This is a genomic window from Ralstonia chuxiongensis, from assembly GCF_024158925.1.
GTDB classification, from domain to species: Bacteria; Pseudomonadota; Gammaproteobacteria; order Burkholderiales; family Burkholderiaceae; genus Ralstonia; species Ralstonia chuxiongensis.
The window spans coordinates 102,525-115,582 of sequence record NZ_JAMYWC010000002.1; the positions used below are offsets into that span (position 1 = coordinate 102,525).

General features: G+C 63.6%; 13 protein-coding genes. 3 read left to right on the plus strand and 10 right to left on the minus strand.

What is annotated here, in order from left to right:
• Positions 1–10: 10 nt before the first annotated feature.
• Positions 11–448 (minus strand): hypothetical protein, encoded by a 438-nt coding sequence (locus NKG59_RS05080; protein WP_253535761.1) that lies wholly within the window; start codon positions 446–448, stop codon positions 11–13.
• Between the two features lie 119 nt (positions 449–567).
• Between NKG59_RS05080 and NKG59_RS05085 the strand changes: the two genes are divergently transcribed.
• Positions 568–819, plus strand: coding sequence for a hypothetical protein (locus tag NKG59_RS05085; RefSeq protein ID WP_045205287.1), 252 nt, complete (start codon positions 568–570; stop codon positions 817–819).
• A 233-nt stretch (positions 820–1,052) separates the two neighbouring features.
• Here the strand turns inward: NKG59_RS05085 and NKG59_RS05090 are convergent, their stop codons facing one another.
• From NKG59_RS05090 to NKG59_RS05115, 6 genes are all read right to left on the minus strand, one after another.
• Positions 1,053–2,039 carry a branched-chain amino acid ABC transporter permease gene (locus tag NKG59_RS05090; RefSeq protein ID WP_045205353.1) on the minus strand — a complete coding sequence of 329 codons (987 nt, stop codon included), beginning with the start codon at positions 2,037–2,039 and terminating at the stop codon, positions 1,053–1,055.
• Positions 2,040–2,053: 14 nt separating this feature from the next.
• Complete coding sequence (locus tag NKG59_RS05095) at positions 2,054–2,938, minus strand: branched-chain amino acid ABC transporter permease (RefSeq protein ID WP_024977212.1); 885 nt, start codon at positions 2,936–2,938, stop codon at positions 2,054–2,056.
• 83 nt (positions 2,939–3,021) lie between these two features.
• Positions 3,022–4,230 (minus strand): ABC transporter substrate-binding protein, encoded by a 1,209-nt coding sequence (locus NKG59_RS05100; RefSeq protein ID WP_253535762.1) that lies wholly within the window; start codon positions 4,228–4,230, stop codon positions 3,022–3,024.
• 75 nt (positions 4,231–4,305) lie between these two features.
• Entirely contained in the window at positions 4,306–5,046 is a 741-nt protein-coding gene (locus tag NKG59_RS05105; protein WP_045205285.1) for an ABC transporter ATP-binding protein, read from the minus strand.
• Between the two features lie 103 nt (positions 5,047–5,149).
• The gene (locus NKG59_RS05110; RefSeq protein WP_045205284.1) at positions 5,150–5,920 is read right to left on the minus strand and encodes an ABC transporter ATP-binding protein; all 771 of its coding nucleotides are present in this window, start codon (positions 5,918–5,920) and stop codon (positions 5,150–5,152) included.
• Between the two features lie 245 nt (positions 5,921–6,165).
• Entirely contained in the window at positions 6,166–7,800 is a 1,635-nt protein-coding gene (locus NKG59_RS05115) for a GMC family oxidoreductase (RefSeq protein WP_253535763.1), read from the minus strand.
• Between the two features lie 561 nt (positions 7,801–8,361).
• Here NKG59_RS05115 and NKG59_RS05120 point away from each other — a divergent pair.
• On the plus strand, positions 8,362–8,922 hold the full coding sequence (locus NKG59_RS05120) for a hypothetical protein (protein ID WP_253535764.1): 561 nt from the start codon (positions 8,362–8,364) through the stop codon (positions 8,920–8,922).
• A 98-nt stretch (positions 8,923–9,020) separates the two neighbouring features.
• On the opposite strand, the gene NKG59_RS05125 is transcribed toward NKG59_RS05120, so the two are convergent.
• The 3 genes from NKG59_RS05125 to NKG59_RS05135 form a co-directional block, all read right to left on the minus strand.
• Positions 9,021–9,890 carry an alpha/beta hydrolase gene (locus NKG59_RS05125; RefSeq protein ID WP_253535765.1) on the minus strand — a complete coding sequence of 290 codons (870 nt, stop codon included), beginning with the start codon at positions 9,888–9,890 and terminating at the stop codon, positions 9,021–9,023.
• 75 nt (positions 9,891–9,965) lie between these two features.
• On the minus strand, positions 9,966–10,418 hold the full coding sequence (gene cueR, locus NKG59_RS05130; protein WP_253535766.1) for a Cu(I)-responsive transcriptional regulator: 453 nt from the start codon (positions 10,416–10,418) through the stop codon (positions 9,966–9,968).
• The gene (locus tag NKG59_RS05135) at positions 10,415–12,637 is read right to left on the minus strand and encodes a heavy metal translocating P-type ATPase (RefSeq protein ID WP_253535767.1); all 2,223 of its coding nucleotides are present in this window, start codon (positions 12,635–12,637) and stop codon (positions 10,415–10,417) included. The genes cueR and NKG59_RS05135 overlap by 4 nt, the downstream gene beginning before the upstream one ends.
• Positions 12,638–12,783: 146 nt before the next feature.
• On the opposite strand from NKG59_RS05135, the gene NKG59_RS05140 reads away from it, so the two are divergent.
• Positions 12,784–12,996: a cation transporter gene (locus tag NKG59_RS05140; RefSeq protein WP_253535768.1), complete on the plus strand. Its 213-nt coding sequence runs from the start codon at positions 12,784–12,786 to the stop codon at positions 12,994–12,996.
• Positions 12,997–13,058 lie beyond the last annotated feature (62 nt).

Below are 13,058 nucleotides of genomic sequence, written 5' to 3' on the forward strand. Positions count from 1 at the left end.
ACGGGAAGGATTAGCCCAGCGACTTGGGCGACGGGCGCGCGCTGCGCCGCCAGCAGCCGGATGCATCGGGCGCAAAGTCGAGCGCTGCGGCGTCTTCAGCAGAAAGCGCCGCGGGCGGCAGCAGGACGTGGAGTATGCCATGTGCTCTGGCGTACTCATTGATGGCGGCCAAGGCGATGTCACGGGTAGCCATGTCACCGGAAAGCACCATCACGCCAACGGGCAACCACGCCACCAAGCCGCCCAGCACCAGATGCGGCACGAGCGTGATCGGCGCCACGCCGGCCAACACCTCCCCTTTTTCCACCAGGAAGCAAGGATGCACGCTCGGATGCGCGAGCAGCGTATCGACGGCATGCGCCAACTGCAGCGGCGAGGCGGTCGATGCAACGGCGGCCAGCAGGCGCGGCCGGTCGTCAGGCGTGGCAAGGCGAGTGGAGAGAGTCATGGGCAGCTCTGGCGAAGGCGCCATTGTCATGCAGTGCGCGCATAGGCGTCGACACCGAATGCATTTCTCTGGTGAACGCGCGCGAACCAGAATGGAGCCGTCACCCTCCGGAGCCCGCCATGGCCGATCCGACCCGTGCCCTCACCCTGCAATTGCTGCAGTCGCTGGCCGAGCGGCCCAGGCCTTACGCCGAAGTGCTGGAAACGTGGCGGACGTCGTGTCCGCGTTTGTCGATCTGGGAAGATGCGTGCACTGACGGGCTGGTGGACTGCGCGCCCGGATCTCCGCCTGAGTTGCACCTGGTGACGGTCAGCGCCCGGGGTCGGGCATTGCTGGCTGACGGCCACGCGGAAGGTGAGCGCACAAACTAAAAGGCCCTGCCGGGGATCGCCTGGCAGGGCCTTCATTTATTTTGCATCTCCACCGTACATGCGGTGTGTGCTGTCGTCTCCTCGCTCCCGCCTCATTTATCTCGTGCGAAAACCGTAACGCGACTGTAAAAGATGCACCGCAATGCAGCAACTAGAGCAAACCCTTACGGTGCATGAGGCACCAAGTTCAGCCGTCTGGCTGAAACTCGCCGGCATCTTCTCGCATTGTGGCGTCAACGTCGCAACCAGGGCACGCGAGCCGCGATTTCGCCCATGATGCCGCGGCGGAAGGTCAGCACGCAGATCACGAAGATCGCGCCCGTGACCGTAGTGACCGATTCGCCGAGGATATTGAAGCCGTCGATGCCGGTCGCGCCGGCCAGGAAGCTGCCGACGTCGCCGAGCTTGTTTTCCAGCGCAATCACCAACGCCGCGCCCAGCAGCGGACCCGACAGGATACCCAGGCCGCCCACAAGCGTCATCAGGATGACCGAGCCGGACATCGACCAGTGCACATCGGTGAGCGTCTCGAAGCCAAGCACCAGCGTCTTGAGCGAGCCGGCCAGGCCCGTGAGCGCCGCCGACAGCACGAAGGCCAGCAGCTTGAAACGATCGGTGTCGTAACCGAGGGACGTGGCGCGCGGCTCGTTCTCTTTGATGGCCTTGAGGATTTGCCCGAACGGCGAGTGGATGGTGCGCACGATCAGCAGAAATGCCAGCGCCACGATGGCGAGCACAACGTAATACAGCGTCAGGTCGGACGACAGATCCAGCACGCCGAACAGCTTGCCGCGCGGCACGCCTTGCAGCCCATCTTCACCGCCGGTGAACGGCACCTGCAGGCAGAAGAAGTACAGCATCTGCGCCAGCGCCAGCGTGATCATCGCGAAATAGATGCCCTGGCGGCGGATGGCCAGCAGGCCGACGATCAATCCGATGAACGCGCCCGCCGCGGTGCCGGCCAGCAACCCCAGTTCAGGCGTGACATGCAGGTCGCGCATCATGTAGCCGGCCACGTAGCCCGCGCCGCCAAAGAAGGCAGCGTGCCCGAACGACAGCAGCCCCGTGTAGCCCAGCAGCAGGTTGAATGCGGAGGCAAACAGCGCAAAGCACAGCAGCTTGGCGACGAACACCGGATACGCGCCCACCAGCGGTGCGGCAATCAGCGCCACCAGCAGCAGGCCGTACAGGACGTATTTGAGGGAAGAAGAGTTGGTCATGTTGGCCGCGCCGCTCATTTCTCTTTACCGAACAGGCCCGCCGGACGTACCAGCAGCACCAGCACCATGATCACGAACACCACGGTCGCCGACGCCTGTGGATAAAACACCTTGGTCAGCCCCTCGATCACACCCAGGCCCAGACCGGTGATGATCGAACCGAGAATCGACCCCATGCCGCCAATCACCACCACCGCAAACACGGTGATGATCATGCTCTGGCCCATCAGCGGCGATATCTGGATGACGGGCGCGGCCAAGACGCCAGCGAACGCCGCCAGCGCCACGCCAAAACCGTAGGTGAGCGTGACCATCAGCGGCACGTTCACGCCAAAGGCTTCAACCAGCTTCGGGTTTTCGGTGCCGGCGCGCAGGTAGGCGCCCAGCTTGGTCTTTTCGATCATGAACCACGTGGCGAAGCACACCGCCAGCGACGCCACCACCACCCAGGCGCGATAGTTGGGCAGCATCATGAAGCCGAGATCGGTGGCACCCTGCAGCAATTCGGGCGTGTCATACGGCAGGCCCGACACGCCGTAAATGGCGCGGAACACGCCTTCGATGACGAGCGTCACGCCCAGCGTGAGCAGCAGGCCATAGAGATGATCGAGTTTGTAGATGAAGCGCAGCAGCGTGCGTTCGATCACCATGCCCAGCAGGCCGATCACCAGCGGCGAGAGCACCAGCATCGCCCAGTACGGCACGCCCAGGTACGAGAAGCCCATCCACGTGAGCACCGCGCCCAGCATGAAGAGCGCGCCGTGCGCAAAATTGATGACGTTGAGCAGCCCGAAGATGACCGCAAGGCCGAGGCTCAACATCGCATAGAAGGAACCGTTGACCAGACCCAGCAGCAATTGGCTGAGCATGGCCGGTAGCGGAACGCCGAAAATTTCCATCGCGGTCAGGAAGAGAACACCACACCAACAACGTTGATGACGCCGCCATCCACACGGACAGCGGCGCCGGATTGCCTACGCTTTTACTTCTTCATCAGCGAGCACTTCGACTCGGCCGGCGTGGTGAAGGCCTGTTCGCCCGGGATCGTCGCCACGACCTTCAGGTAGTCCCACGGCTTCTTCGATTCGGCCGGCGTCTTCACCTGCAGCAGGTACATGTCGTGGATGGCACGGCCGTCCTGGCGGATGTAGCCCTTCGTGTAGAAGTCGTCGATCTTGGTCTTCTTAAGCTGCGCGATGACCTTGTCCGGATCATCCGTGCCGGCAGCCGCCACAGCCTTGATGTAGTTCGACACCGCGGAGTAGTCCGCTGCCTGCAGGCTGCTCGGCATCTTCTTCATCTTCATGAAGTAGCGGTTGGCGAACTTGCGCGTGGCGTCGTTCATGTCCCAGTACCAACTGTCGGTCATCAGCAGGCCTTCGGCCGTCTGCAGGCCCAGGCTGTGCACGTCGTTGATGAACATCAGCAGGCCGGCGATCTTCATCGTCTTGGTGATGCCGAATTCCTTGGCCGCCTTGATCGAGTTGATCGTGTCGCCACCGGCGTTGGCCAGACCCAGGATCTGCGCCTTGGATGCCTGCGCCTGCAGCAGGTACGACGAGAAGTCCGACGCCGACAGCGGGTGCTTGACCGAACCGACCACCGTGCCGCCGTTGGCCTTGACCACGGCCGTCGTGTCGTTCTCCAGCGAGTGGCCGAAGGCGTAATCAGCGGTCAGGAAGAACCACGACTTGCCGCCCTGCTTGACCACCGCGCTGCCCGTGCCCTTGGCCAGCGCCACGGTGTCATACGCATAGTGGATCGTGTACGGCGTGCACTCTTCGTTGGTCAGGCGCGCCGTGCCGGCACCGATGTCGATGAACACGCGCTTCTTCTCGGAAGCCACCTTGTTCATGGCCAGGCCCGTGGCCGAGTTCGTGCCGCCCAGCAGCATGTCGAGGCCTTGCTGGTCCATCCACTCGCGCGCCTTCGAAGCGGCAATGTCGGCCTTGTTCTGGTGATCAGCCGTCACCAGTTCGATCGGCTTGCCGAGCACCTTGCCGCCCGCATCCTCGATCGCCATCTTGACCGCCTCGACACCGCCCTGCCCGTCGATGTCGGCATACAGACCCGAGAGATCGGTGATGTAGCCGATCTTCACCTTGTCGCCGCTTACCTGTGCGTGCGCGCCGAATGCTGCCGCGCCCAGCCCCACCGCCATCAATGCACCAGCCAGCTTCTTGAGTGTCATGGTCTTGTCTCCTGTGTCGTACGCGCCGCGGATCACGCTGGCGCAAGGGTCTTGCAAATCGATCGGGAAAACACCTTAAACGCCGAGCAGCTCGTGCAGCACCGGCATCTTGTCCTGCAACTGCGCCGCTTCGAAGCGCTCAACGATGCGGCCATGTTCCATCACATAAAAGCGGTCTGCCAGCGGCGCGGCAAAGCGGAAGTTCTGCTCCACCATCACCACCGTGTAGCCGCGCTTCTTGAGCATCAGGATCATGCGAGCCAGCGCCTGCACGATCACCGGGGCCAGCCCTTCGGAAATCTCATCGAGCAGCAACAGGTTCGCGCCGGTGCGCAGGATGCGCCCAACCGCCAGCATCTGCTGCTCGCCCCCCGACAGGCGCGTGCCCTGGCTTTGGCGGCGCTCGGCCAGGTTCGGGAACATCTCGTAGATCTCGTCGATGCTCATGCCGGCATTGCCGGTCTTGGCCACCTGGCCCTTCAATACCGGCGGCAGCATCAGGTTCTCTTCGCACGACAGGCTCGAGAAAATGCCGCGCTCTTCTGGGCAGTAGCCAATGCCGCAATGGGCGATCTTGTGCGTGGGCAGGTCGATCGTTTCTACGCCCGCCCCGCTTGCGTCATGCACGACGATGGAGCCCTTGCGCGTGCCCACCAGGCCCATGATGGCGCGCAGCGTGGTGGTACGACCCGCGCCATTGCGGCCGAGCAGCGTGACGACCTCGCCGCGGTTCACGGTCAGGTCGACACCATGCAGGATGTGCGATTCGCCGTACCAGGCGTGCAGGTCCTTGATCTGGAGCGCGGGCGTGCTCATTCAGTGTTCTCGTGTGTTCGGGTCTAGCGTTCGCTTACGTTTGATACGCGGCACGCAGCCGCGTCGCGTGATCGATCGGCGTCGATCAGTGGCCTCAATAGCCTCAATGGCCTTCCAGCGCCGCATCGGCGGTGCCCATATAGGCCTCCATCACCTGCGGGTTCTTCGAGACGTCTTCGTACGGGCCTTCGGCCAGGATCTGGCCGCGCTGCAGCACCGTGATCTTGTCGGCGATGGACGAGACCACGTTCATGTTGTGTTCGACCATCAGGATCGTGCGGCCCTGCGCGACGCGCTTGATCAGCTCCGTCACACGGTCCACGTCTTCGTGGCCCATGCCCTGCGTGGGCTCGTCGAGCAGCATCAGCTCCGGCTCCATCGCCAGCGTGGTGGCAATTTCCAGCGCGCGCTTGCGGCCGTAAGGCAGCTCCACCGTCACGGTGTGCGCGAACTCCGTCAGGCCCACCTGCTCGAGCAGCTCCATCGCACGCGCGTTCAGCCTGTTGAGCGACTGCTCGCTGCGCCAGAACGCGTACGCCGTACCGAGCTGCCGTTGCAACCCAACGCGAACGTTTTCCATCACCGTCAGATGCGGAAACACGGCGGAGATCTGAAACGAGCGGATCACGCCGCGGCGCGCAATCTGTGCCGGCTTTTCCGATGTGATATCGGCGCCGTTGAACAGAATCGTGCCGCGCGTGGGCACCAGAAATTTGGTCAGCAGGTTGAAACAGGTCGTCTTGCCGGCACCGTTCGGGCCGATGAGCGCATGGATGGACCCACGCTGCACGCGCAAGTTGACGTCGGACACGGCGGTAAAGCCTTTGAAGCCCTTGGTCAGTCCGCGCGTTTCGAGAATGATGTCCTGCGCCATGATTCCCTCTTGTCTCCCGCCCTTTTTATGGTGCGGATGATTGTCAACGGCTGTTGCGTTGCAAAACATCGGGGTTTTTACCGAGACGATTACACCCCGCTTACGCCCCGGAAACCCGCACCGGTATTGGCTTTCCGCCTCACAGGAGGGCGTTACGTAGAGTTACCTATCGGGGCAATGCGGATTGTGTATTCATATGACACGGGCGGTGTGTCACGCCCGTGTCATCGGCATCGGAGCCGGCGTCAGGCTGGTACGGCCTCACCGCGTGCACGGGCCTTGCGCGCGGCACGAATCATCTCGCTCGCCTTCTCCGCAATCATGATCGTCGGTGAGTTGGTATTGCCTGACGTAATCGTCGGCATGACGGACGCGTCGACCACCCGCAGCCCCTCGATGCCGCGCACGCGCAATTGCGCGTCGACCACCGCGTTTGCATCATCGGCGCGCCCCATGCGGCACGTGCCGACCGGGTGGAAGATGGTCGTGCCAATCTCGCCAGCGGCGCGGGCGAGTTCCTCGTCAGTTTGGAACGCCACGCCAGGCAGGTACTCCTCCGGCCGGTATTGCGCCAAGGCCGGCTGCGCGACGATACGGCGCGTGAGCCGCAGCGAATCGGCCGCGACTTTGCGGTCTTCCTCTGTGGACAAGTAGTTCGGCGCGATGCTCGGCGCAGCAAACGGGTCGGCGGATGTGACATGCACCGTGCCGCGCGAGGTCGGCCGCAGGTTGCACACGCTCGCCGTAAACGCATTGAACGCGTGTAGCGGATCGCCAAACTTGTCGAGCGAAAGCGGCTGCACGTGGTACTCCACATCTGGCCGCGACACGTGCGGATTCGAGCGCGCGAACACGCCCAGTTGTGACGGCGCCATGCTCATCGGCCCGCTCTGGTTGAACGCGTATTGCATGCCGATGAGCGCTTTGCCCCACCATTTGGAAGCGCGCGTGTTGAGCGTGGGCACGCCGTTCACCTTGACCACGCTGCGCAGTTGCAGATGGTCCTGCAGGTTTTCTCCCACCCCCGGCAATGCGTGGCGCACCGGAATGCCAAGCGCTTGCAGACGCTCCGGCTGGCCGATGCCCGCCAGCTCCAGCAACTGCGGCGAGTTGATCGCGCCAGCCGAAAGAATCACCTCTTCGCGCGCGGCCACCGTGTAGTCCTGCCCTGCCCCGCGATACGTCACGCCGGTGCAGCGCTTGCCATCAAACGTCAGCGCCCGCACTTGCGCACCCGTGACGATCGTCAGGTTCGGCCGCTGCGATGCTGGGCGCAGAAAACCCTTGGCCGTGTTCCAGCGGATGCCGCGTTTCTGGTTGACCTCGAAGTACCCGACGCCGAAGTTGTCGCCGCGGTTGAAATCGCTCGTGCGCGGAATGCCCGCCTGCACGGCCGCCTCGATGAAAGTCTCCAGCACCTGCCAGTGCAGACGTTGCGGCTCGACCCGCCATTCGCCGTTCGCGCCGTGCCATGCGTTCGCGCCGCCGTGATGGTTCTCGCTGGCCTTGAACTGTGGCAGCACGGCATCCCACTTCCATGAATCGTCGCCGGTAATGGCGGCCCAGCCGTCGTAATCCTCGCGCTGACCGCGCATGTAGATCATCCCGTTGATCGACGAGCACCCCCCCAGCACGCGGCCGCGCGGATACCCGAGCGAACGGCCATTCAGGCCAGGTTCTTCGCGGGTGCGATAGAGCCAGTCGGTGCGTGGATTGCCGATGCAATAGAGATAGCCGACGGGGATGTGGATCCAGTGGTAATCGTCCTTGCCGCCCGCTTCCAGCAGCAGCACGGAGACGTCGGGGTCGCGGGTCAAACGATTGGCGAGGACGCAGCCTGCGGAGCCTGCACCGATGATGATGTAGTCGTAGGTTTCCATGTCTCCGTGCTTCTTTTCCTTGGTGTTATTGGTTTTTATTGTTGTGGTGCAACCCTCGTTTCATGTCCTGCCGAGCTAACTTACTTTCTATATCTTTGCCAAAAAACGTAAGCAAAGAAAAGCGCCATCTTGCAGGAACGGCCACCTTGTTGGTTTGCTAAGGCTGCGGCTCCATCCCACCGGCGAAAAGCCATTGTGCACGGATTCGCCTGCCACCGTCTCGGTACAGCGTTGAGGCTGGTCACCAAAGGCGATGCGGGGCGCTTAAGCAGCTTTCGCTGGAATACGTCTCCGATGTCCTTGCACTCTTCCTCGTAGTCGGGGGGATCTTGGCGGACGCCGCACTGCGCCTGCGGGACAACGTCACGGCGAGGCCCACGGCAAGCTGGATGCGGTAGCCTTGCCTTGCCGGATATAAGCCAATGCTCAGCGAAATTTCGCACGCCCGACTTGCACCCGCTTGCCCGTTTTCCTACGTTCCAGAAACGCATTCAAATAAACGTCCAGCGCGGGCAATGAGCCAAACGCCCCGCAAAAGGGGGAGACGTGAAGGCAAGAATCGTGGCCGCGGTTGCCGTGTGCTCAGTTGCCGCTGCTTGGTGGTCTTTCTCATCCCGAAGCGAGGGCGATGCTCGGAACCAGGTGACCGGCGCAACAACATCCAGCGCCGTCCAAGCCAACAAGAGTTCCGTACTGAACCCACAGGTTGGCACGGTCGAAAATCAAGCCGGCCGTCCCGGCGTGAAATCGAGGGATTTCGACGCTTCCATCGCCGGCATCGACGCCAATAAGAACGGCATACGCGACGACGTCGAGCATTACATCGAGAAAACGTATCCGAATCCGGCACAACGGGCAGCAATGATGCAGTACGCAAAAGCCCAGCAGAACTTCATGCTGACAGCCACAACCCCAGAACGGGCTCAGCTCGCTGCACGAGAACTATGGCGCTCTTTCGCTTGCGCTCGCAGCGAGTTCGGACGCCCATGGCTGGATGCCACCAAGGACGTTCACGCGATGTACCTCAATACCCGTGACCGGCTGCATGCTCAAGCGAGAGCCCAAGACAATCTAGCGGGGCAAATCGTCGAGTCGTATTCGGGAGACAAGCCATGCGACTAAGAGCAGTTGCGCTTACGTGCTCCGTTTCAAACATGCGTCGCTTTGGCTAGCGAAACCACACCGTCCACACATGAAAGACGGATGGGGTTTCAAAAAATTCAAATCCGGCTACGGAGCCACTCCGTCATCTTCCCAAACACCTCACTACGCAGCGGCTCTGCTTCGTTGAAGATCTCGTGATAGCCCTTGTCGAACCACGCCAAGGTCCGCAGATCCTCGGGCGCATTCGCATAGAAATCCCGGCTGCCTGACGGATCGACAATCGAATCCGCGCCGCCGGCCATCAGCAGCATCGGCGCTTCCAGGCGCGGCGCGTCCTGCTGTGCCTGCGTGATCGCATTGAGCATGAACTCCAGCAATGATGCGCTGATCGTGCCCTGCACCAGCGGGTCTGCTCGATAGGCGGGCGCAACACTCGGGTCATGCGACAGCTTGGCCGGGTCCACCGGATTGGGCACCGCCAGCTTGGGCGCCAGCGCAGAAAGAACCCCACGCACGATGCCCGCCCCGGGCGGCAATTTCACGCGCAGCGCGGGCGATGACAGCAGCACGCCACGCACGGGCCGGATGCGCGCGGTGGTGAAGCGCGCGACGATCAGTCCGCCCATGCTGTGTCCAAGCACGAACGGCATCTCGTGCCATTCGGCGACGGCGGCGTCGATGATTTCCGCGAGATCGGTGAGGTAGTTGTCCTGCGCGTCGAGCGCCATGCGCGGGCCGCCGCTCTTGCCGTGGCCGCGCAGGTCGAAGGCCCGTACGCGCAGGCCCAGGTCGGTGAGCACCTTGGCCACATGTGGATAGCGGCCGCTGTGTTCGGCCATGCCGTGAACGAGGATGACGGTGCCGCGAGGTTCGCCGCTGTCGGGCGCGGGCAACCAGGTGCGGACCAGCAGTTCAGTGCCGTCCTTCATGCGCTGGCGGGTTTCCAGTGCTTGATGGGCGATGGCCTGAGCGGGGGCTTGCGTCATCGGCGTCTCCTCCTTGGGTTGCCAGATTGTGGCATAGACGCCGCCTGTCGCAATCCGTGTCAGTAGAGCGGCCCGTCAGTGACAGCACGCGTCGGTGTCACCACCCTCGCCGGCCACGCTCTGGAGGATCGGGCAGTCGGGGCGATCATCACCGTGGCACGCATTGGCGAGTGTCATGAGCGTGTCGCGCATGCTCTGCAGCTCGCTGATGCGCGCGTCGAGATCCGCCACGTGGCGCAGGGTAACGGCCTTCACATCGGCGCTGGCGCGTTCGCGGTCGTTCCATAGCGAAAGCAGCGTGCGAATCTCTTCCAGCGAGAAGCCCAGCGAGCGCGACCTGTGGATAAAGCGCAGCACGTGCACCGCCCGCGCGTCGTACATGCGGTAGTTGCCTTCGGTGCGGGGGCTGGGCGGCAGCAGGCCGATGCTTTCGTAATAGCGGATCATCTTGGCCGACACGCCACTGGCCTTCGCGGCCTCGCCAATGTTGACGGGGCCTTGGGTCTCGTTGAGGTCCGTGCGAGTCATGCGTTGTCTCCGGTGGCGCGCCAGCGGCGCAGCATCAGCGCATTGGTGACCACGCTCACGCTGGAGAACGCCATGGCCGCGCCGGCAAAGGTGGGGTTCAGCAAGCCGAATGCCGCCAGCGGAATGCCCACCACGTTATAGATGAAGGCCCAGAACAGGTTCTGCCGAATCTTGGCAACGGTGCGGCGCGACAGGTCCAGCGCGTCGCTCACCAGACGCGGCTCGCCACGCATGAGGGTGATACCAGCGGCTTGCATCGCCACATCCGTGCCCGTGGCCATGGCGATGCCGACATCGGCCGCCGCCAGCGCAGGCGCATCGTTGATGCCATCGCCCACCATCGCAACCACATGGCCGCTCTGCTGCCACGCCGTCACGCGTGCGGCCTTGTCTTGCGGCAGCACTTGCGCAGCCACTTCGTCGATCCCCAATGCCTGGGCCACGCTGCGCGCGGCGCCGGCGTTGTCGCCCGTCACGAGCGCGGTGCGCACGCCACGCGCCTGCAGGGCGGCCACGGCGTCCCGGGCACCGGGCTTAAGTGCGTCGCCAAATGCAATCAGGCCCCGCAGTTGCGCGCTGCCTCCATCACCCTGCGCGAGCCACGAGACGGTATTGCCTTGTGCTTCCAGCGCATCGGCGCGCGCTTGCAATGCACTTCGATCCAGCCCCAGTTCATCCATCCACCGCGCATTGCCGAGTTGCAGCAATGCGCCATTCACGATGCCGCGCGTACCGCGGCCAGCCAACACTTCCGGCGATTGTGCGGGCGTGATTGCGCGGCCCAGCTCTTTCACATGTTCACGCGTGGCCTGCGCAAGCGGATGCGTGTTCTCGGCCTGCAGCGCAGCAAGCTGATCGAGCAGCGTGTCGGCGTCAATGCCTGAAGCCGCTTCCACCGCCGTCACGCGCGGCTGGCCGACGGTAAGCGTGCCCGTTTTGTCGAAGACGACGAAATCCACCTGCTGTGCGCGCTCCAGCGCCTGCGCATCGGCAATCAGGATGCCGCGCCGTGCACCCGCACCGGTGCCGGCCATGATGGCGGACGGCGTGGCAAGACCCAGCGCACACGGGCAGGCAATCACCAGCACGGCCACGGCGTTGACGATGGCCGTCTCCCACCCCGCACCAGCGATAAACCAACCAGCCAGCGTAAGCAACGCCGCCACGAGCACCGCCGGCACAAAGATGGCGCTTACGCGGTCGACCAGTTGCTGGATCGGCGGCTTGGCGGCCTGCGCGTCTTCGACGAGGCGGATGATGCGCGAGAGCATGGTGTCTGCGCCGATCGCCGTGGTGCGCACGAGCAGCACGCCATTGGTGGCGATCGCGCCGGCGGTCACGCGGTCGCCTTCATGCTTGGGCACGGGCAGGCTTTCACCGGTCAGCATGGATTCATCGACGTGGCTCGCGCCTTCCAGCACCACCGCATCTACGGGGATGCGTTCCCCGGCACGCACAGACACCACATCGCCCACGCGCACCTGGGCCACGGGGATATCGCGCAGCGCGCCATCGGCGCCGCGCACACGAGCGGTATCGGAGCGCAGCGCCTGCAGGGCACGGATGGCCTGCGCGGTCTGGCGCTTGGCACGCACTTCCAGCCACTTGCCAAGCCGCACCAGCGTGATGACCACGGCCGCGCTTTCGAAGTACAGGTGCGGCTCATGGTGCATCCCGTCCGCTCCCGCGCGCGCCCACAGCCACAGCGACAGCCCATACGCCGCCGATGTGCCGAGCGCGACCAGCAGATCCATATTGCCGGCACCCGCGCGTACCGCCTTCCAGCCCGCCTTGTAGAAGCGCGCGCCGATCACGAACTGCACCGGCGTCGCCAGCAGCCATTGCGCCCAGGCGGGCAACATCCAGTCACTGCCGAGCCAGCCGGCAATCATCGGCAATACGAGCGGCACGGACAGTGCGGCAGCAATCCACACGGGGCCGGCACCTTCCCAGAAGTCGGGTTCCGCAGCAGCAGGGGCGGCGGTTTCGTCGGAAGCGACGCGCGCCTCATAGCCGGCGCCCGTCACAGCGGCGATCAGTGCATCGCTGGCGGCGCCACCCTGCACGCGGGCGCGCTCGGTCGCGAGATTCACGCTGGCTTCGGTCACCCCAGGCACGGCGCGCAAGGCACGTTCGACACGGCCTGCACAGGCAGCACACGTCATCCCGCTGATATCGAGATCGGTGGAGGTCACGTCGGCAAGGCTGGCGGCGGTCATGGAAGCGTCCGTTCTAAGGAAGATGGCATCAGCCTAGACCTTCCCATCTTGGCAAGGTCAAGCCCACATTTTACGCTTGCGCTTCCAACGATGGGAAGGTTCATACTCCTCCCGTGATTCTCTCTCCCCTCTTTCAGGAGCAAACCATGACAACGTCTTCCACGACCTTTTCCGTGAGTGGCATGAGCTGCGGCCATTGCGTGTCGGCCGTCACGCGTGCGGTGCAACAAGTCGATGCCGCTGCCAATGTGAAGGTAGATCTGGACAAGCAGACCGTGGCCGTCACCAGCGGCGCCAGCACCGATGCGGTCAAGGCCGCCATCGAGCAAGCCGGCTACCCCGTCAAAGCCTTCGCCTGAACCCGGCACGGGCAACAAAAAAGGCGTGCCGCTGTGGCACGCCTTTTTGTTTGCGCGGAAAC